Genomic DNA, 19,681 nt, shown 5'->3' with positions numbered 1-19,681 from the left:
GCGTCAGCCGACGGTGCGGCCGTCCTCGTCGGTGGGGCGGGCCGCGCCGGAGCCGGGCGCGGCCTCGTGCCCGCGCTCCTCCTCCAGCTCGACCTCGGCCTCGAGCCGGTGCGCCTCACCGGCCACCTGCGCGGCGGCGTCGCCGTGCGACTGCCCGTAGACCTCCTCGGCCCGGCCGAGCAGCTCCTCGGCCTTCGCCTTCGCCCTGTCGAGAAAGCTCATCGCAGCCCCGTCCTCTCCGAACCCCGGTGTGCGGCGTCCCGGATCTCGCCCACCAGCTCCTCCAGGATGTCCTCCAGTGCCACGACGCCGACCACCCGGCCCCCGTCGGTGACCGCGGCGAGCTGCGCGCGCCCGGCCTGCATGACCCCGAGGGTGCGGCGCAGGTCGTCGGCGGCGGCCACCCGTGGCAGCGGCCGGGTGATGTCGCGGACCCGGGGCTCCGGCGCGCCGTCGGCCACCAGCACGTCCTTGACGTGCACGTAGCCGAGCAGCCGCTCGCCGTCGGCCACCGGGAAGCGGGAGAACCCGGTGGCTGCGGCCGCCCGCTCGACGGCGGCGGTGTCGTCCCCCGGCCCGACGACGGTCAGTGCCGCGCGGGGGATGAGCACCGAGCGGGTGTCGCGGTCCTCCAGGCCCAGCGCACCTGTGAGCAGCTCGTGGCCGCGCTCGTCGAGCAGCCCGCCGGCGCGCGACTCGTCGATCAGCCCGGCCACCTCGTCGCGGGTGAACGCGCTGGTGACCTCGCCGCGGGGCTGGACGCGCAGCAGCCGCAGCACGCCGTTGGCCAGCGCGTTGAGCGCGACGATCACGGGCTTGAGCACGGTGACGACGCCGGCCAGCGGCGGCGCCAGCGCCAGCGCGGCGCGGTCCGGGCCGGCCAGGGCGAGGTTCTTGGGCACCATCTCGCCGATCACCACGTGCAGCGCGACGACGACGGTCAGCGCGATGACGAAGGCGATCGGGTGCACCAGCGCCTCGGGGACGGCGAGCAGCTCGAACACTGGCTCGAGCAGGTGGGCGACCGCGGGCTCGCCGATGGCGCCCAGGCCGAGCGAGCACACGGTGATGCCCAGCTGGGCGCCGGCCATCATGAGCGAGACCCGCTCCATCGCCGCCAGCGTCGTCCGGGCGCGGCGCGAGCCGGCCTCGGCCAGCGGCTCGATCGAGGAGCGGCGCGCGGAGACCAGCGCGAACTCCGCGCCGACGAAGAACGCGTTGGCCAGCAGCAGCACGACCGCGACGAGGACGCCGACCCAGTCACCCACGGTCGTCCTCCGCCTCGTCGCCGGTGGTGGCGGGCAGGCCGCCGACGACGGCGCGCTCGACCCGGGTGCCGTCGACCCGGTCCACCTGCACCCACACGCCGGCCGGCAGCCCCTCGGCCTCGGCGGCCAGCTCCGGCGGCAGGGTGGGGCGGGCCTCGATCCGGTCGCCGACGTCGGGGATGCGGCCCAGGACGTGCAGCACCAGCCCGCCGAGGGTCTCCCAGTGCCGGTCGGCGGGGACGGCCAGGCCGGTGGCCGCGGCCACCTCGTCGGGCCGCAGCAGGCCCGAGACCGACCAGGTGCCGTCGCCGCGGTCGACGACGTCGTCACCGGCCTCGGTGTCGTACTCGTCGGTGAGGTCGCCGACCAGCTCCTCGACGAGGTCCTCGACGGTCACCACGCCGTCGGTGCCGCCGTACTCGTCGACGACGACGGCCATCTGCAGGCCGCCACGGCGCAGGTCGCCGAGCAGGTCGTCGAGGCGGCGCGAGGTCGGGACGAACAGCGCCGGCAGCATGACCGCCGACACCGGGGTGGCCCCCCGCCGGTCGCGGGCGACGGCGAGGGCGTGCTTGACGTGCACCATCCCGACGACGTCGTCGACGCCGCCGGCGGACACGACCGGGAAGCGCGAGTGCCCGGAGTCGCGGGCGGCGGTGAGCACCGCGGCGACGGGCTCGCCGGCGTCGACCGTGGTCATCCGGGTGCGCGGGGTGGCGGCGTCGCTGGCCCGCAGCTCGCCGAAGGCCAGGCCGCGCTCGAGCAGCACCGCGGTCTCGGCCGGCAGCGTGCCCTGCCGGCCCGAGCGGCGGACCAGGGAGGTCAGCTCCTCGGGGGAGCGGGCCGAGGCCAGCTCCTCCTGGGGCTCCACCCCGAACAGCCGGCGCAGCACCGCGTCGGCCCAGCCGTTGAGCAGGCGGATGACCAGCGCCGTGGCCCGGGTGAAGCCCCGCTGGAAGCCCGCGACCGCCCGCGCGGTGCGCAGCGGGTCGCTGATCGCGAGGTTCTTCGGGACCAGCTCGCCGAACACCATCGTGAGGACCGTGGCCAGGACCAGCGCCAGGGTGATCGACACCGACCGGGCCGCGGCGCCGGACAGGCCCACGGACTCCAGCGGCCCCCGCAGCAGGGCGGCGATCGAGGGCTCGGCCACGAAGCCGATGGCCAGGTTGGTCACGGTGATGCCGAGCTGGGCGCCCGACAGCTGGGTGGACAGCGTGCGCAGCGCGGCGAGCACGCCCGACGCGCCGCGGGTGCCCGCGGCCGCCTCGCGCTCCACGGTGGCCCGGTCGACGGTGACCAGGGCGAACTCGAAGGCCACGAAGCCGGCGCAGGCGAGGACCAGCACGACACCGACGAGGACGAGCAACCACTCGGTCATGCGGTGGTCCGGGGACGGGGAGGGGACGGGGGACGGCTCGTATGGTGAGGCTGGCTCACAGGGGCGCGGTCATCCTCCGGCGAAGGGGGGCAGCACGTCGACGACCGCCCCGGGTGCCAGCTGCAACGAGCGATCGCGCGTCTGCGTTCCGTCGACGAGGAACGAGCAGGCGGTGAGCACGCGCTCGAGCCGCTCGCCGTGGGTGGCCACGATCCGGCCGACCAGCTCCTCGAGGGTGCCGGCCGCGCAGGTCTCGGTGTCGATGCCGGCCGCGGCGCGGGCGCCGGCGAAGTAGCGCACGGTGACGGTCACCGGCTCAGCCCCCGATCGCGGACATGGGGCGGGTCGGCTGCAGGAAGGCCGGGTCGTCGATGCCGTGGCCGGGCAGCTTGGCCAGCGTGGCGATCCGCCAGCGGTCGGCCAGCTCGTCGTCGGTGGCGCCCTCGCGCATCGCCGTCCGCAGGTCGGACTCCTCGCGAGCGAACAGGCAGTTGCGGATCTGGCCGTCGGCGGTGAGCCGGGTGCGGTCGCAGGCGCCGCAGAACGAGCGGGTGACCGAGGCGATGATCCCGACCGTGGCCGGGCCGCCGTCGACCAGCCAGCGCTCGGCCGGGGCGGAGCCGCGCTCCTCGGTGTCGGGGGTGAGCGTGTGGGCGGTCGACAGCCGCTCGAGGACGTCCTCGGCGGTGACCATCCGGCCGCGGGTCCAGGCGTGGTGGGCGTCGAGCGGCATCTGCTCGATGAACCGCAGCTGGTAGCCGTGCTCGAGGCAGAAGTCGAGCAGGGGGACCGCGTCGACGTCGTTGAGGCCGTGCAGCAGGACGGCGTTGACCTTCACCGGGGTGAGCCCGGCGTCCTGGGCCGCCTGCAGGCCGGCGAGCACGTCGTCGAGCCGGTCGCGGTGGGTCAGCGTCCGGAACCGCTCGCGGTCGAGGGTGTCGAGGCTGACGTTGATCCGGTCCAGGCCGGCCGCGGCCAGGGCCGGGGCGGTCCGGGACAGCCCGATGGCGTTGGTCGTCAGGCTGACCTCGGGCCGGGGGGTCAGCGCGGTGGCCGCCGCGACGATGCCCGGGAGCCCGGGACGCAGCAGCGGCTCCCCGCCGGTGAACCGGACCTCCCGGATGCCCAGCTGCTCCACGCCGATGCGGACCAGGCGGGCGACCTCGTCGTCGGTGAGCTGCTCCACCTTGGGCAGCCACTGCAGCCCCTCGGCCGGCATGCAGTAGGTGCAGCGCAGGTTGCAGCGGTCGGTCAGCGAGACCCTCAGGTCGGTGGCGACCCGGCCGTGCCGGTCGACCAGCCCGCCGCTGCCGGGCGCGGTGGCGGGGAGCGCCGGGCGGCGCACCACCGGGTCGGGCAGGGGGCTGGGGGAGGTCACACCAGCGAATGTAGTGGCGCCGTGCCCGGCCGCGCCGCTCCCGGACACGGGGACGGGGGCGACCCGGGTGCGGGCCGCCCCCGTCGGGGGAGTGCAGATCAGCCGGGTGTCAGCCGATCGGGGTGGGGGCGGTCGGGTCCTGCGGCACGACTAGATGACTGATTCCAAGGGGTTCGGGCTGAAACCGGTGTGATCACGGGCGAGGGTGTTCAGGCTTGGCGTTGCTAACCCAACGTCGAGCCGGGAGGCCCTCGTGGACGCCGACCTGGACACCCTCGCCACGGCACTGTATGCCCGCACCGATGACCTGCTGAAGGCCGCGCCGCAGCGGCTCCCGTGGCGCCCGGCGGTGGGCATCGCTCCCCGGCTCAGCGATGCCGAGCTGGTGACCCTGGCGGTGTTGCAGGCGCTGCTGGGGTTCACCAGCGAGGCCCGCTGGCTGCGGTTCGCCGGCCAGCAGCTGCGCCCGCTGTTTCCCTACCTGCCGCACCAGCCCGGCTACAACAAGCGGCTGCGCCGCCTCGCCGGCACCGTGATCTGGCTGATCCGGGCCCTGGCGACCGACACCAGCCTGTGGGCCGATGACGTGTGGGTCATCGACTCCACGCCGATCGAATGCGCCCGCTCCCGGGAAGCGGTCCGCCGCTCGGAGCTGGCCGGCTGGGCCGAGTACGGCTACTGCGCCAGCCACACCCGCTACTTCTGGGGGCTGCGGCTGCACCTGATCGCCACCCTGCACGGACTGCCGGTCGCCTTCGCCCTCTCCGGCGCCACAGCCGACGAACGCCAGGTGCTGCTCGACCTGCTCGGCGCCGACCCCGCCCTCATCTCGAGCCATCCCGGACAGATCCTCATCACCGACAAGCACGACTACGGCCGCCGCTTCGAAGCCGAGCTGGCCGACGCCGGGCTGAGGCTGCTGCGCCGCCCCCGCCGCGGAGAACCCGACCGGCCCGGCGCATCGGTGTTCAAACCGCTGCGCCAGACCATCGAGTCGGTCTTCGACACCCTCAAAGGCCAGCTCGACCTCGAACTGCACGGCGGCCACACCCCAGCCGGCGTCCTGATCCGGGTGCTGCAGCGCCTGCTGGCCCTGACCGCGGTCATCTGGCACAACGACCACACCGGCCAATCCGTCCGCAGATCGCTACTCGCCTACGACCACTGACCCCTTGGAATCAGTCATCTAGGTCGCCCTGGACCCGGTTCTGGGCCTGGCAGTCGGTGGTGCAGCTGGTGGCACCGGCCGACAGCTCGATCGCGTCCTCACCGAGCACGCCGCCCATGCGGCCGCCCGAGGCGACCGACCAGCGCGTCGTCGTCGCCGGCTGCGACGGCTTGCTGGCCACCCGGGGGCTGTCCTTGCCGAGCAGCATCCGGTGGGTGGCGTCGGCGGCGACCCCGTTCCCGAGGTCGACCTGGCCGGGGTACCGGTTTACGGAAGGTGCATGAGTCTTCATGTACCGCTCCGGGACACGCGGTGTCGACAAACCGGGACGACGACGCGGGAGCGGTTGGCTACCGTCGGGGACGCCACCCGAGGAGCCGGCGGACGGATCCGCACTCGCCTGTGGCCAGGAAGCGCGAGAGAGCCCGTGTCACCCCGCACCGTCTTCAGGCCCTACGCCCGTCTGTTCGCCGTCCCGGGGGCCGCGTGGTTCTCCCTGGCCGGCTGGGTCGCCCGCCTGCCGCTGCCGATGCTGGGCCTCGGCGCGGTGCTGCTCGTGGAGGGGGAGTCGGGGAGCTACGCGCTGGCCGGCGCCGTCTCCGGGACCCTGGCGCTGTCGGCGTCGGTGGCCGGGCCGCAGTGGTCGCGGGCCATGGACCGGCGCGGCCAGGGTGCCGCGCTGCGGCCGGCCATGGCCGCCTACCTGGTCACCGGGCTGTCCTTCGTCGGGGTGGTGGTCCTCGACGCGCCGCGCTGGAGCTGGTTCCTCCTCGCCGCGCTCACCGGCGCGAGCCTGCCCAACATCGGGGCGATGGTGCGGGCCCGGTGGGCCGCCGCGCTGGCCGACGCCGAGCGGCGGCAGACCGCGTTCGCCTTCGAGGCCGTGGTCGACGAGGTCGTCTTCGTCGTCGGCCCGCCGCTGGTGACCGTGCTGGGCACGGTGGTGGCCCCGGCCGCCGGCTTCACCACCGGCATCGTGCTCGGCACGGTCGGCGGGCTGTGGCTGGCCCGCCAGCGCGGCACCGAGCCCGCGGTCGTGCCGGTCGCGGCCGGCCAGCGGCACGGGCGGGCGGCTGCGCTGGGGCCGGCGGTGCTCGTCGTGTGCACCGGCTTCCTGGGCGTGGGCACGGTCTTCGGCGCGATGGACGTCGTCGTCGTGGGGTTCGCCGAGGAGCAGGGCGTGCCCGCGCTGGCCGGGCTGGCGCTGGCCCTCTACGCCGGCGGGAGCCTGCTGGCCGGCCTGGCCTACGGCGTCGCCCGGCTGCGCGGCACGCTGGCGGCCCGCTTCCTGGCCACCGCCGTCGCCTTCGGGCTGGCCGCGCAGGGGCTGTGGGCGGTCAGCTCCCTGCCGCTGCTGGTCGGTGCCGGGTTCCTCGCCGGGCTCGCCGTCGCGCCGGTGCTGGTCTCCGGGGCCTCGCTGGTCGAGTCGCGGGTGCCCCGCGCGGCACTGACCGAGGCGCTGGCGTGGACCAACACCGGGCTCACCCTCGGCGTCACGGCCGGGTCGGCGCTGGCCGGCGCGGCGGTCGACGCCTGGGGCGCGCAGGCGGCGTTCGCCGTCCCCGCGCTGGCGGCCGCCGCGGCCGCGCTCCTCTCCCTGGCCGGGGCGCCGCTGCTGGGCCGGGCACCCGCGGCTGCAACGGGCGAGGGTGCCCCGGCACCGGTTGAGGACGCGGTCGGCGGGTAGGCGCAGCGGGCGGGGAGATCGCGCGCCACCGGGTGGCGCGCCGCCCGCCGTCCGCAGACCCCGTTCCGCAGACCCCCTCTGCGGACCCACGAGGAGGCCCCGTGGCACCCGTGCCCACCATCGCCCTGAACAACGGCGTCGAGATCCCGCAGCTGGGCTTCGGCGTCTACCAGATCCCGCCGGAGGAGACCGCCGCGGCCGTCCGCACCGCGCTCGAGGTCGGCTACCGCCACATCGACACCGCCGAGATGTACGGCAACGAGAAGGAGGTCGGCCAGGCGGTCCGCGAGTCGGGGATCGACCGGTCGGAGGTGTTCCTCACCAGCAAGCTCGACAACGGCTTCCACCGCCGCGACGACGCCCTGCGCGCCTTCGACCAGACCCTGGCCGACCTCGGCGTCGACCAGCTGGACCTCTTCCTGGTCCACTGGCCGCTGCCGACCATCGACGTCGACTACGTCGAGACCTGGAAGGCCATGGAGGAGATCTACGCGTCGGGCCGCTGCCGGGCGATCGGCGTCTCCAACTTCCAGGCCCACCACCTGCGGCGGCTCTTCGGCGAGACGCAGGTGCGCCCGGCGGTCAACCAGATCGAGGCGCACCCCTACCTCGCCAACGACGAGCTCCGGGCGTTCGACGCCGACCACGAGATCGTCACCGAGGCCTGGTCGCCGATCGCGCAGGGCAAGGTGCTCGACGACCCGGCGATCACCGCGATCGCCGAGGGGCTGGGCCGCACGCCGGCGCAGGTCGTGCTCCGGTGGCACGTGCAGCGCGGCGACGTCGTCTTCCCCAAGTCGGTGACCCGCAGCCGCGTCGAGGAGAACTTCGCGCTGTTCGACTTCGAGCTCGACCAGGGCCAGATGGCGACGATCACCGGCCTCGACCGCGGCGAGCGCACCGGCCCCGACCCCGACACCTTCGACTACGTGCCCCGCTGAGGGACGCCCTCGCGATCACGGCGCCGTGACCACCGCGGACCCCTGCGGGGCGGTCGCGGCGCCGCGATCGTCAGCTGGGGTTCACTCCGTGGTGACGAAGTCGATGAGCTCCTCGACGCGGCCGATCAGCGCGGGCTCCAGGTCGGTCCAGGTGCGCACACGGGCGAGGACGCGCTGCGCCCAGACGTAGCCGGTGTCGTCCTCCCAGCCCAGCCGGCGGCAGACGCCGGTCTTCCAGTCCTCGCCCTTCGGCACGGCCGGCCACTCGCGGATGCCGACGACCGAGGGCTTGACCGCCTGCCAGATGTCGATGAACGGGTGGCCCACGACGAGTGCGTGCTCGCCGGTCACCTGCCCGGCGATCCGCGACTCCTTCGAGCCGCGCACCAGGTGGTCGACCAGCACGCCCAGCCGCCGTCCCGACGACGGGCGGAACTCCCGGACGATGCCGGGCAGGTCGTCGACGCCGTGCAGCGGCTCCACGACGACGCCCTCGATGCGCAGGTCGTGGCCCCACACCTTCTCGACCAGCTCGGCGTCGTGCTTGCCCTCGACGTAGATGCGCCCCTCGCGGGCGACGCGCGCCCGGGCGCCGGCCACGTACGTCGAGCCCGACGCGCTGCGCGTGGGGGCGGCCGGCGCCTGCGGCTTCGGCCGCACCAGCGAGACCGGCCGGCCGTCGACCCAGAAGCCGGGTCCGAGCGGGTAGGCGCGCACGCGCCCGCGGCGGTCCTCGAGGTGGACGACGTCCTTCTCGCAGCGGACGACGGCGCCGACGAAGCCGGAGCTCGGGTCCTCGACCACGAGGTCGCGCTCGGCGGCGACCTGCGGCGGGGGCTTCTTCACGGTGCGCGGGTGCACCAGGTCGTCATAGGGGGAACGCGGCGGCACGCCCCCAGGAGACGTGATGACGGCTCGCTCCCGGGGGAGACGCGCCGGGACGGGGCGTCGCCGAGTGGTGTGCGACACGCCCGGGCACGGTCGTGATCGCGCTGCGTGGTCGTCCGCGGTGACGCGACCCGCACCGGCCGGTGCGGCTCCCGCCTCCCTCGATGGGGCTCTGAGCTGCACGGATGCCGTGCGGACCTGCTGCGGCCGACCCCGATCCGGTCCCCGGGAGGCGGTCACGCGGAGTCCTCGTCCGGAGGAAGATCCAATCCGGCCGTTTCGGTCCGTCGTGCCTGGTCACCCATCTCCCCGACCGTTCCACCAGAGCTCAGATGGGAGCGAGAACGACGATGATCGGCACCGACACCATCAGCCGTGTGATCGGACAGGACGTCTACGACGAGTCGGGCGACAAGATCGGTTCCGCGTCGGAGGTCTACCTCGACGACGAGACCGGTCAGCCGGAGTGGGCCACGGTGCGCACCGGTCTGTTCGGCACCAAGGAGTCCTTCGTCCCGCTGCGTGACGCCGACCTGACCGACGACGGCCTGCGCGTCCGCGTGAGCAAGGCCCAGGTCAAGGACGCCCCGCGGATCGACACCGACGGCCACCTGTCCCCGCAGGAGGAGCAGGAGCTGTACCGCTACTACGGCCTCGGCTCCGGCACGGGCACCGGCATGGGCACGCAGACCACCACCGAGACCACGCAGACCACGACGGGCACCGCCGGCATGGCCGGGACCGCCGGGACCGCCGGGACCGCGGGCATGGCCACCACGGGCACCAGCCGCGACCGCGACGGCGACGGCGTCTACGACGACGTCCAGGGCCGCGCCGTGGGCCGCGACACCTCCGGTCCCACGACCGACAGTGCGATGACCCGCTCCGAGGAGCACCTCGAGGTGGGCACCCAGCGCGTCGAGGCCGGCAAGGCGCGGCTGCGCAAGTACGTCGTGACCGAGAACGTGACCGAGACCGTGCCGGTCTCGCACGAGGAGGTCCGGGTCGAGCGCGAGCCGATCACCGACGCCAACATGCCCAACGCCATGGACGGGCCGGCCATCTCCGAGGAGGAGCACGAGGTCACGCTGCACGCCGAGCGTCCCGTCGTCTCCAAGGAGGCCACGCCGGTCGAGCGGGTCCGCCTCGACACCGAGACCGTGACCGGTCAGGAGACCGTCAGCGGCGACGTGCGCAAGGAGCAGATCGAGGTCGACGGCGGCCAGACCGGCGTCGCCGGCACCGGCACCTCGACCGGGACCACGGGTCACGACGACCGCGGCCTGGTGCAGAAGGCCAAGGACGCCCTCGACCGCGACAACGACGGCAAGATCGGGCGCTGAGGCACCACTCCCAGCGGGGGAACTGCAGCACCTGACCGCGACGGCCGGCCGGAGGGCACCCTCCGGCCGGCCGTCGCGCCGTGTGGGCGGGGGCCGTCCGCCCGTCCGGTCGGTGGTGTGTCACCCGCTGACGCAGGTGGGATGCTCGGCGGCGTGACCGAGACGACGGCAGCGCCCACCGCGACCGACGGCCTGCCCGGCGGCCCCGACGAGCTGGCCGCCGCGCTCCGGCAGACCGGCTACCTCCCCGACGAGGGGCTGGCGACCGCCGCCTACCTCGCGCTGGTCATGCGCCGTCCGCTCTTCCTCGAGGGCGAGGCGGGCGTGGGCAAGACGGCGCTGGCGCGGGCGCTGGCCGAGGTCACCGGCCGCCCGCTGTACCGGCTGCAGTGCTACGAGGGGCTGGAGGCCAGCCAGGCGCTCTACGACTGGGACTTCGGCCGCCAGCTGCTGCACCTGCGCGCCGCGGAGGCCGCGCACGCCACCGGGGACACCGAGTCGCTGGAGGCATCGCTCTACGACCGCCGCTTCCTGCTGGCCCGGCCGCTGCTGCAGGCCCTCGAGGACGCCCCGAGCGTGCTGCTCGTCGACGAGGTCGACCGGGCCGACGACGAGTTCGAGGCCTTCCTGCTCGAGGTCCTCTCCGACTTCACTATCTCGATCCCGGAGCTCGGCACCGTCCGCGCGGAGGTGCCCCCGCTGGTGGTGCTGACCAGCAACCGCACCCGCGAGGTGCACGACGCGCTCAAGCGCCGCTGCCTCTACCACTGGCTGCAGCACCCCGACTTCGACCGCGAGGTCGCCATCCTGCGCACCCGGCTGCCCGAGGTCACCGAGCAGCTGGCCCGCGAGGTGGCCCGGGCGGCGGCGACGCTGCGCACCCTCGACCTGCTCAAGCCGCCGGGCGTGGCCGAGGCGATGGACTGGGCCACGGCGCTGCACACCCTCGGCGCGCGCGACCTCGACCCCGACCTCGCCGCCCGCACGCTCGGTGCGGTGCTCAAGTACCGCGAGGACACCGACCGGGTGCACTCGCTCGCCCGCGGAGCGTTGTTCGGTGGCGGCTGACGGACCTCCTCCCCCGCGCGTCTCGCAGGCTCGGCGCGAGCCTCCGGACGAGGCCGTTCCCGTACGTCACGACGTCGTCGCCACGGTGCTGGGGTTCGCGCGGACGCTGCGCGCGGCCGGGGTCGCCGCCTCGCCGGACCGGGTGGAGGCGATGCTGTCGGCGGTCTCGGCGCTCGACGTCCTGGACGCCACCGCCGTCTACTGGGCCGGGCGCCTGACGCTGTGCGCGGGCCCCGACGACCTCGACCGCTACGACGCCGCCTTCGCCGCGTACTTCGCCGGCGAGACGCCCCGCCGCACCGCGTCGGCGGCGCAGCAGCCGCCGACCCTGGCCGCCTCGGCTCCCGTGGACGCGGGTGCGGGCACCGGCGAGGAGGGCGAGGACGCCCCCGACCTGGCCGCCCAGGCCAGCGGGAACGAGGTCCTGCGCCACCGCGACGTCGCCGACCTCACCGTCGCCGAGCGCGAGCACCTGCGCCGGCTGTTCGCGCTGCTGGTCCCGGCGGCGCCGATGCGCCCGTCCCGGCGGCGCCGGCCCAGCCACCACGGCGCGGTGCACGCCTCGCGCACGGTGCGGCGGGCGCTGCGCGACGGCGGCGAGGTGGCCCGGCTGCTGCACCGGCGGGCCCGGCCCCGGCCGCGGCGGGTGGTGCTGCTGGTCGACGTCTCCGGTTCGATGGCGCCCTACGCCGACGCGCTGCTGCGCTTCGCGCACGCCGCCGTGCGCGCCCGGCCGTCCTCCACCGAGGTGTTCACCGTGGGCACCCGGCTCACCCGGGTCACCCGCGAGCTGCGGCTGCGCGACCCCGACCGGGCGTTGGCCGCCAGCGGCGACGCCATCCCCGACTGGTCGGGCGGCACGCGGCTCGGCGAGGTGCTCAAGGCCTTCCTCGACCGCTGGGGTCAGCGCGGCACCGCCCGCGGCGCGATCGTCGTCGTGTGCAGTGACGGGTGGGAGCGCGGCAGCCCCGACCTGCTGCGCGAGCAGATGGCGCGGCTGCGCCGGCTCGCGCACGCCGTCGTGTGGGTCAACCCGCACAAGGGCCGGGCCGGCTACGAGCCGCTGACCGGCGGGATGCAGGCCGCGCTGCCCTCGGTGGACGTGTTCGTCTCCGGGCACAGCCTGGCGGCGTTCGAGGAGCTGTCGGGGGTGATCTCCCGTGCCTGAGCAGGCGGGCGGCAGAGAGGTGGACGACGGTGCGTGACGTGCTCGAGGACCTGGTCGGCTGGTGGCAGGCCGGCGAGACGGTCGGGATGGGGACGGTGGTGGCCACCTGGCGCTCGGCGCCGCGGCCGGCCGGGGCGTCGATGCTGGTCGGCCCCGACGGGACGGCGGTGGGCAGCGTCTCCGGCGGCTGCGTCGAGGGGGCGGTGTACGAGGAGGCCAAGGACGTCGTCGAGACCGGCGTCCCCACCCTCGAGCGGTACGGCGTGAGCGACGACGACGCCTTCGCCGTCGGCCTGACCTGCGGCGGGATCCTCGACGTGTTCGTCGAGCCGGTCTCGCGCGAGTCGTTCCCCGAGCTGGGCGAGATCGCCGAGTCGGTGGGCCGGCACGAGCCGGTCGCCGTCGTCACCGTCGTCCGCGGGCCGGAGGACCGGCTCGGCAAGCGGCTGGTGCTCTGGCCCGACCGCAGCTCCGGCACCCTCGGCCTGCAGCGCCTGGACGCCGCCGTCGCCGACGACGCCCGGGGCATGCTCGCCGCCGGCCGGACCGCGACGCTGACCTACGGCCACGACGGCGAGCGGCGCGGCGACGAGCTGACGCTGTTCGTCTCCTCCTTCGCCCCGCCGGCGCGGATGGTGGTGTTCGGCGCGATCGACTTCGCGGCCGCCGTCGCCCGGGTCGGGGCGTTCCTCGGCTACCGGGTGACCGTGTGCGACGCCCGGCCGGTGTTCGCCACCGCCCGCCGCTTCCCCGACGCGCACGAGGTCGTCGTCGAGTGGCCGCACCGCTACCTGCAGGCCGAGGTCGACGCCGGGCGCATCGACGAGCGCACCGTGCTCTGCGTGCTCACCCACGACCCGAAGTTCGACGTGCCGCTGCTGGAGGTCGCGTTGCGGCTGCCGGTGGCCTACGTCGGCGCGATGGGCTCGCGGCGCACCCACGAGGAGCGGCTCGACCGGCTGCGCGAGGCCGGGCTGGCCGAGGACGAGGTGGCCCGGCTGTCCTCCCCGATCGGGCTGGACCTGGGCGCGCGCACGCCGGAGGAGACCGCCGTGTCGATCGCCGCCGAGATCATCGCCGGGCGGTGGGGCGGCACGGGCGAGCGGCTGACCGGGACGGAGGGCCCCATCCACCGGACGGCCGAGCGCTGATGGTCTGCCGCCGGGCTGAGGCTCGCCGTGGTCATCGGCGGGTGGTCGTGGGGGCCGGCGTGTCGGGCAGCCACCCGCCGATGATCGCGAGGGGAGGGTGAGCGAGTCCCTCGGGCTGCCGCACCGGTACGACGTCGAGGTGGTGGGGCTGCTGGTCTCGCCGGTGCACCGGTACGACGGGCGGCCGGATGGCGCCGTCCCGCGCCAGGACGGCGACCGGGTGGACCGGGTCGAGGTCCGCGCCGGGCACGGCATCCTCGGCGACCGCTACGCCGGGCGGCCCGCGCACCGCGACGCCGCGGTGACCGTGCTGGCCGCCGAGTCGGTGGAGGCGCTGACCGCCGAGCTCGGCGCCGGCCTCCTCGACCCGCTGCTCACTCGCCGCAACGTGGTGCTGCGCGGCGCCGAGGTCGAGGCGCTGCGCGGCGAGCGGTTCGCCCTCGACTGCGGCGGGGGCGTGGTGCTGCTGCAGGGCGGCCGCCCGGCCAACCCCTGCGCCTGGCTGGACACCGTGCTCGCGCCCGGCGCCCACCGCGGGATGCGCGGGCGCGGCGGCGTGCGCTGCACGCCCCTGTCGGACGGCGTCCTGCGGCTGGGCCCCGCCGTCCTGACCAGTGCCGTGCCGCTGGACCCGGTCCGCGCCGGGGACGCCGTCAGGCCGGTGGCCCGGCCGCGCTGACCCGGGCCGACCGGGCCACGTGCTCCCGGGCGACGGCCACCAGCGCCCGTCCGGCCGGGGACGCCGGCCCGCCGGCGCGCCACGCCAGCTCGATGCGCGAGCACACGGGCGGGTCCAGCGGCCGAGCCGCCACCGCCCCGCCGTGGGCCGCGGCCACCGAGGCCGGCACCAGCCCGGTCCCCAGCCCGCGGGCGGCCAGCCGGAGCACCATCTCCAGGCCCGTGGCCTCGCAGGCGACGGCGGGGACCACGCCGGCCCGGGCACAGGCCTCGTCCAGCGCCGTCCGCCCGCCGGTGCCGCGCGGGAGGGCGACCAGCCGCCGTCCGGCCAGCCCGGCCAGCGGCAGGCGGCCGGCCTGCCCCTCCGCGGCCGGGACGACCGCCACCTGCTCCTCCTCGTACAGCACCGCGGTCTCGATCCCGGCCGGCGGCGGCCCGGCCCGCCCGACCCAGGCCAGGTCCAGCTCGCCACCGGCCAGGCGCGCCAGCAGCTCGTCGCTGCCGCCCTCCTCCAGCGCGACCTCCACCGCCGGGTGGGCGCCGGTGAAGTCGGCCAGCAGGTCGGCGAGCACCTCGGAGGTGCAGCCGACGACCATGCCCACCTGCACCCGGCCGCGCAGCAGGCCGGTGAGCTCGTCGGCGACGTGCCGCGCGCCGGCGACGGCGGCCAGCGCGGCCCGGGCGTGCGCCAGGACGGCCCGGCCGGCGTCGGTGGGGCGGGCGCCGTGCCGGCCGCGCTCCAGCAGGGTCACCCCGAGTTCCCGCTCCAGGCCGCCCAGCGCGGCGCTCACCGCGGGCTGGGCCACGTGCTCACGGGCCGCCGCACGCGTGTAGCTGCCCTCCTCGCAGACGGCGACGAGGTAGCGCAGCTGGTGCAGTTCCACAACCGCAGGTTATGGCAGACAGCAGGACTGCGTCTTGGACGCATGGCTCCCGTACGGGCAGCGTGAGGGCATGGACACCGACCGCACCCCCGCCGCCCTGGCCGAGACCTACTTCCGCTGCTGGGTGGACGGGGACTTCGCCGCGCTGCGCAGCGCCCTCGCCGACGACGCCACCTTCGAGGGGCCGCTGGGCACCGCGGGGGACGCCGACGCGTGCGTCGCCGGGCTGCGCGGCATGCGCGAGCGCCTGCTCACCGACGTGGTCGTCCGGCACCGCTTTGTCGACGGGCCCGACGTCCTCACCTGGTTCGACCTGCACACCTCCGTCGCGCCGCCGGCGCCCACGGCCAACTGGATCCACGTCGAGGACGGGCGGATCTCGCGGATCCGGGTCACCTTCGACCCCCGGCCGCTGCTGGGCGGCCGCCCGTCCTGAGCACCCGCACCTCCCCCCGTCCGGGGGTGGCCTGCGTCACACGCGGGGCCGAACGATGGACCTCCGGCGGCGACGGTCTGCCGCGTCTCCGAGGAGCCGAGCCGGTGCCCGCGGGTGCCGGGGACTGGAGGGATCGATGAAGACCAGGGCAGCCGTGCTGCGCGACGTCGGGCAGCCGTTCGAGATCACCGAGCTGGAGCTCGACGAGCCCAAGGCCGGTGAGGTGCTCATCCGCTACGTCGCGGCCGGCCTGTGCCACTCCGACGAGCACCTGCGGCACGGCGACATCGTCCCGCAGTTCCCCATCGTCGGCGGCCACGAGGGCGCCGGGATCATCGAGAAGGTCGGGCCCGGCGTCACCCGGCTGCAGCCCGGCGACCACGTCGTCTGCTCGTTCCTGCCGGTGTGCGGCCACTGCCGCTGGTGCTCGACGGGGAAGTCCAACCTCTGCGACATGGGCGCCTCGATCCTCGTCGGCAACCTGCCCGACGGCACCTTCCGCTTCCACGACGACGACGGCCAGGACTACGGCGGCATGTGCATGCTCGGCACGTTCTCCGAGCGCGCCGTCATCAGCGAGAACTCCGCGGTCAAGGTCGACCCCGACCTGCCGCTGGACAAGGTCGTGCTCATCGGCTGCGGCGTCCCGACCGGCTGGGGCTCGGCGGTGCACGCGGCGGCCACCGAGCCCGGCGACACGATCGTCATCTACGGCATCGGCGGCATCGGGATCAACAGCGTGCAGGGCGCTGCGCTGGCCGGGGCGCGCAACGTCGTCGCCGTCGACCCGCTGCCCAACAAGCGCGAGGCCGCCGAGCAGATGGGCGCCACGCACAGCTGCGAGACCGCCGAGGAGGCGCAGGAGCTGGTCCAGGAGCTCACCCGCGGCGTCGGTGCGGACAAGGCGATCATCACCGTGGGCGTCGTCGAGGCGAAGGTCGTCACCGACGCGGTGAACACCATCCGCAAGGGCGGCACGGCGGTCATCACCGGCCTGGCCGATCCGACGAAGACCAACATCGAGCTCAGCAGCTCGCTGCTCACCCTCTTCGAGAAGACCGTGAAGGGCAGCCTGTTCGGCTCGGGCGACCCGTTCCACGACATCCCGAAGATGATCGAGCTCTACCAGTCCGGCGACCTCAAGCTCGACGAGCTGATCACCAAGACCTACACCCTCGACCAGGTCAACGAGGGCTACGAGGACCTGGTCAACGGCAAGAACATCCGCGGCGTGATCGTCTACGACACCGCGCCGCTGGAGGGCGCACCGGCCTGAGCCCGGGTGACGCCGGGCACACCGGGGGCTGCACACTCGGAGGCGTGACCGACGCCGCGGGTGTGCAGCCCCCGCACGACCAGGAGAGGGGCCGCGTGAGCGCACCGGCCGGGCCGCACCCGGTCATCGGGCTGCGGCGGGAGCGCGAGGTGCTCACCGTCGCGCTGCGGACCAACCGGCACGTCGTCCTCGAGGGGCCGCCGGGCACGGGCAAGTCCACGCTGCTGCGGGCGATCGCGGCCGACGCCGGCCAGGAGGTCGTCTTCGTCGAGGGCAACGCGGAGCTGACCCCGGCCCGGCTCATCGGCCAGTACGACCCCGCCGCCGTGCTCGCCGAGGGGTACGTGCCCGACAGCTTCACCGACGGGCCGCTGCTCACGGCGATGCGCGGGCACGGGCTGCTCTACCTCGAGGAGCTCAACCGGATCCCCGAGGAGACGCTCAACGTCCTCATCACGGTGCTCACCGAGGGCGAGATCACCGTGCCCCGGCTCGGGCACGTGCGGGCGGCGGCCGGCTTCCGCCTCATCGCGGCGATGAACCCCTTCGACGCCATCGGCACCGCGCGGGTCGGGCAGGCCATCGCCGACCGGATGTGCCGGGTCGTCCTCGGCTACCAGGACGCCGCGGCCGAGCGGGCGATCGTCGGCGCGGTCACCGGGGCGCCGCCGGTGCTCATCGGCCTGGCCGTCCGGCTGGTGCGCGCCTCCCGCGAGCACCGCGACGTGCGGATGGGCTCCTCGGTGCGCGGCGCCACCGACCTGGTGCTGCTGCTCGGCGGCCTGCTCGACGTCCGCGGGCAGTCCGGCCTCGGCGCCGACGGTGCCCGCGAGACCGCCCGCGACGCCGCCTACGCCGCGCTGTCGGGGCGCATCCGCATCGCCGAGGGCGTCGAGCGGACGCCCGAGGCGGTCATCGACGACATCCTCGACGACGTCTGGCCCGAGACGGGGCCACCACCGCCCGACGAGCAGGACGCCCCCGCCGCCGAGCCCGCGGACGCAGGTGGTCAGGGAAAAGCCGATAGCCCGCCGGACGCTCCGGCGGGCACGGACCCCCCCTCCTCGCTGCGCCGCGACCGCCGGTCCGGGAGCGCGCGCCGGCAGACCAGCCGCCGGGAGATGGCCGCCCGGCACGAGGCGTTCGAGGAGGTCAGCCCCGAGGTCGGGGAGCTCGACGAGGAGGCCTTCGCCGCGCTGATGGCCGAGGACGCCGACGCGGCGGCCGCGCTGCTCACCGACCTGGCCGCGGCCACCGACCGCGAGCTGCGCGCGGCGGCCCGGCGGCTGGCCGGCCGGGTCTTCGTGCAGGTCGGGCGGGTGGGCCGCGCCCGCACCCGCGGGACCCGGCGGCTGGTGCCCGACCACCGCGGCGACGGCGACCTCGACCTCGACCGCACCCTCGACCGGTGGGACCTCGGCACCCCGCTCGAGCCCGGCGACCTGGTCACCCGCCGGTGGACGGGGCACCGGCGGGCGGTGTGCCTGGCCGTCGACACCTCCGGGTCGATGACCGGCCTGGGGGTGGCGATCGCGGCGGTGGCCGCGGCCGGCGTCGTCCTCACCGGCGACGAGAAGCTGCGCACGAGCCTGATCACCTTCGGCCGGGACGTCGACGTCGTGCAGCGCTCCGGGCACCGGCGGGCCGCCGAGGACGTCGTGACGCACCTCGTCGGCCTGCGCGGGCACGGCATGACCGACCTGGCCGCCGCGCTGCGCGCCGCTCGCCTGCAGCTGGCCGCCGACGTCGCCGACGAGCGGGTCGTCGTCCTGCTGTCGGACTGCCTGCACACCACCGGCGACCCGCCGGAGTCGGCGCTCGGCGGCATCGACCGGCTGCACGTGCTGTGCCCGCTGCCCACGCCCGAGGCCGAGGAGGCCGCCCGCGCGCTCGCGGCCCGCGGCGGGGGGACGGCGCAGATGGTGCGCACCGTGCGCGACCTCGGCCCGGCGCTGACCCGCCTGCTGGGCTGAGCCGGTCCCGCGGCAGCGGCTACGGCCGGGTACGGCTGCGGCTGCGGCTACGGCCGGGTACGGCTGCGGCTGCGGCTGCGGCTACGGCTACGGCAGCAGGCCCAGCCGGCGGGCTCGGACGACGGCCTCCAGGCGGGTGTGCGCGTCGAGCTTGGTCATCGCCGAGCCCAGGTAGCTCTTCACCGTCTCCGGCCGCAGCGACAGCCGCGCGGCGGTCTCCCGGTTGCTGCAGCCCAGCGCCACCTGGGTGAGGACGTCGACCTCGCGGCCCGACAGGTGCACGCTCGCCGGCGGGTGTCCGGCGGCGCTGAGGGCGGCCAGGCGCGTGCAGGCCGACAGCAGCCGGTCGCGCAGGGCGGCGTCGTCGGTGGCCTGCGCGGCCAGCCGCAGGTCGGCGTGCACCGCGCGGACCTCCTCCCACCGGGCGGGGTCCTCCGCCGCCGGCGTCCCGGAGGGGACGGCGGCCACCAGCGCCAGCCGGCGGTCGACCTCGTCGCGCACGGTGAGCTCGGTGGCCATGCGGGCGGCCGCCCGGGCCAGCGCGTCGCGCACCCGGTCGCCGACCGAGCCGCCCTCCCGGCTGGCGGCGTAGAGCACCGCCCGCGGCCGGCCGTCGACCAGCACGGGGACGGCGGCCACCGTGCGCAGCCCCTCGGCGAGCACCGGGCCGTCGTAGTCGTGGGTGATGTCGAGGGCGCGGCCGTAGTCCTCCACCCCGGCCGGGCGGCCCTCCTGCAGCACCCGGCCGCCCAGCCCGGCGCCCGAGCGCACCTCGAGGCCGCGCAGGTACCGCGTGCGCCCGCCCAGCAGCTCGGCGATGCGGACGCTGCCCGACCCGGCCGGGCCGGCGAAGGTGACGCTCATCCCCGAGGTCGCCCGGACCTCGCGGACGGCGGCGCGCAGCACGTCGCGGTCGTCGGGACGCGCGGCGGCCGGCAGGGGCACGCGGACCTCCTCGCTCACGGGCGGTGACCCCGGTCACGTTAGCGCAGC

At 75.6% G+C, this 19,681-nt stretch carries 20 protein-coding genes; 11 read left to right on the top strand and 9 right to left on the bottom strand.

What is annotated here, in order from left to right; translation table 11 throughout:
* Positions 1-3: 3 nt before the first annotated feature.
* From ACU616_RS07385 to moaA, 5 genes are all read right to left on the bottom strand, one after another.
* On the bottom strand, positions 4-222 hold the full coding sequence (locus ACU616_RS07385) for a hypothetical protein (protein WP_446757830.1): 219 nt from the start codon (positions 220-222) through the stop codon (positions 4-6).
* Positions 219-1,268, bottom strand: a complete 1,050-nt coding sequence (locus ACU616_RS07380) for a hemolysin family protein (protein ID WP_446757829.1) — start codon at positions 1,266-1,268, stop codon at positions 219-221. The genes ACU616_RS07385 and ACU616_RS07380 overlap by 4 nt, the downstream gene beginning before the upstream one ends.
* On the bottom strand, positions 1,261-2,649 hold the full coding sequence (locus tag ACU616_RS07375; protein WP_446757828.1) for a hemolysin family protein: 1,389 nt from the start codon (positions 2,647-2,649) through the stop codon (positions 1,261-1,263). Before ACU616_RS07375 ends, ACU616_RS07380 begins: the two co-directional genes overlap by 8 nt.
* A 69-nt stretch (positions 2,650-2,718) precedes the next feature.
* A complete protein-coding gene (locus tag ACU616_RS07370; protein WP_446757827.1) occupies positions 2,719-2,961 on the bottom strand; it encodes a MoaD/ThiS family protein in 243 nt (80 codons plus the stop codon).
* A 4-nt stretch (positions 2,962-2,965) separates the two neighbouring features.
* The gene (moaA, locus tag ACU616_RS07365; RefSeq protein WP_446757826.1) at positions 2,966-4,027 is read right to left on the bottom strand and encodes a GTP 3',8-cyclase MoaA; all 1,062 of its coding nucleotides are present in this window, start codon (positions 4,025-4,027) and stop codon (positions 2,966-2,968) included.
* 253 nt (positions 4,028-4,280) lie between these two features.
* Here moaA and ACU616_RS07360 point away from each other — a divergent pair, with 253 nt between their 5' ends.
* Complete coding sequence (locus ACU616_RS07360; RefSeq protein ID WP_446757825.1) at positions 4,281-5,195, top strand: IS982 family transposase; 915 nt, start codon at positions 4,281-4,283, stop codon at positions 5,193-5,195.
* A gap of 10 nt (positions 5,196-5,205) precedes the next feature.
* Here the strand turns inward: ACU616_RS07360 and ACU616_RS07355 are convergent, their stop codons facing one another.
* Positions 5,206-5,487 carry a hypothetical protein gene (locus ACU616_RS07355; RefSeq protein WP_446757824.1) on the bottom strand — a complete coding sequence of 94 codons (282 nt, stop codon included), beginning with the start codon at positions 5,485-5,487 and terminating at the stop codon, positions 5,206-5,208.
* Between the two features lie 135 nt (positions 5,488-5,622).
* Between ACU616_RS07355 and ACU616_RS07350 the strand changes: the two genes are divergently transcribed.
* Complete coding sequence (locus ACU616_RS07350) at positions 5,623-6,882, top strand: MFS transporter (RefSeq protein ID WP_446757823.1); 1,260 nt, start codon at positions 5,623-5,625, stop codon at positions 6,880-6,882.
* 101 nt (positions 6,883-6,983) lie between these two features.
* A complete protein-coding gene (locus ACU616_RS07345; RefSeq protein WP_446757822.1) occupies positions 6,984-7,823 on the top strand; it encodes an aldo/keto reductase in 840 nt (279 codons plus the stop codon).
* A gap of 81 nt (positions 7,824-7,904) precedes the next feature.
* Here the strand turns inward: ACU616_RS07345 and ACU616_RS07340 are convergent, their stop codons facing one another.
* Positions 7,905-8,714, bottom strand: coding sequence for a DUF3097 domain-containing protein (locus tag ACU616_RS07340; protein ID WP_446757821.1), 810 nt, complete (start codon positions 8,712-8,714; stop codon positions 7,905-7,907).
* A 374-nt stretch (positions 8,715-9,088) separates the two neighbouring features.
* Between ACU616_RS07340 and ACU616_RS07335 the strand changes: the two genes are divergently transcribed.
* From ACU616_RS07335 to ACU616_RS07315, 5 genes are all read left to right on the top strand, one after another.
* Positions 9,089-10,054 (top strand): PRC and DUF2382 domain-containing protein, encoded by a 966-nt coding sequence (locus tag ACU616_RS07335; RefSeq protein ID WP_446757820.1) that lies wholly within the window; start codon positions 9,089-9,091, stop codon positions 10,052-10,054.
* Between the two features lie 153 nt (positions 10,055-10,207).
* Positions 10,208-11,122 carry an AAA family ATPase gene (locus tag ACU616_RS07330; RefSeq protein ID WP_446757819.1) on the top strand — a complete coding sequence of 305 codons (915 nt, stop codon included), beginning with the start codon at positions 10,208-10,210 and terminating at the stop codon, positions 11,120-11,122.
* A gap of 85 nt (positions 11,123-11,207) precedes the next feature.
* Complete coding sequence (locus ACU616_RS07325; protein WP_446757818.1) at positions 11,208-12,290, top strand: vWA domain-containing protein; 1,083 nt, start codon at positions 11,208-11,210, stop codon at positions 12,288-12,290.
* A gap of 29 nt (positions 12,291-12,319) precedes the next feature.
* Positions 12,320-13,441 carry an XdhC family protein gene (locus tag ACU616_RS07320; protein ID WP_446757817.1) on the top strand — a complete coding sequence of 374 codons (1,122 nt, stop codon included), beginning with the start codon at positions 12,320-12,322 and terminating at the stop codon, positions 13,439-13,441.
* Between the two features lie 97 nt (positions 13,442-13,538).
* Complete coding sequence (locus tag ACU616_RS07315; protein ID WP_446757816.1) at positions 13,539-14,120, top strand: MOSC domain-containing protein; 582 nt, start codon at positions 13,539-13,541, stop codon at positions 14,118-14,120.
* Here ACU616_RS07315 and ACU616_RS07310 read toward each other — a convergent pair.
* Positions 14,095-15,003 carry a LysR family transcriptional regulator gene (locus ACU616_RS07310; RefSeq protein ID WP_446757815.1) on the bottom strand — a complete coding sequence of 303 codons (909 nt, stop codon included), beginning with the start codon at positions 15,001-15,003 and terminating at the stop codon, positions 14,095-14,097. The genes ACU616_RS07315 and ACU616_RS07310 overlap by 26 nt on opposite strands.
* Positions 15,004-15,073: 70 nt before the next feature.
* On the opposite strand from ACU616_RS07310, the gene ACU616_RS07305 reads away from it, so the two are divergent.
* The 3 genes from ACU616_RS07305 to ACU616_RS07295 all read left to right on the top strand — a co-directional run bounded on the left by ACU616_RS07305 (position 15,074) and on the right by ACU616_RS07295 (position 18,688).
* The gene (locus ACU616_RS07305) at positions 15,074-15,439 is read left to right on the top strand and encodes a nuclear transport factor 2 family protein (protein WP_446757814.1); all 366 of its coding nucleotides are present in this window, start codon (positions 15,074-15,076) and stop codon (positions 15,437-15,439) included.
* Positions 15,440-15,575: 136 nt separating this feature from the next.
* On the top strand, positions 15,576-16,715 hold the full coding sequence (locus tag ACU616_RS07300; RefSeq protein WP_446757813.1) for an NDMA-dependent alcohol dehydrogenase: 1,140 nt from the start codon (positions 15,576-15,578) through the stop codon (positions 16,713-16,715).
* 44 nt (positions 16,716-16,759) lie between these two features.
* On the top strand, positions 16,760-18,688 hold the full coding sequence (locus ACU616_RS07295) for an AAA family ATPase (protein WP_446757812.1): 1,929 nt from the start codon (positions 16,760-16,762) through the stop codon (positions 18,686-18,688).
* A gap of 87 nt (positions 18,689-18,775) precedes the next feature.
* Here ACU616_RS07295 and ACU616_RS07290 read toward each other — a convergent pair whose 3' ends face one another.
* Positions 18,776-19,633: a LuxR C-terminal-related transcriptional regulator gene (locus ACU616_RS07290; RefSeq protein WP_446757811.1), complete on the bottom strand. Its 858-nt coding sequence runs from the start codon at positions 19,631-19,633 to the stop codon at positions 18,776-18,778.
* Positions 19,634-19,681: the final 48 nt, after the last annotated feature.

It is taken from the genome of Geodermatophilus sp. URMC 62, from assembly GCF_052931475.1.
The sequence above is the reverse complement of the archived record's forward strand: the minus strand, read 5'-3'. Positions and strand labels throughout refer to the sequence as shown.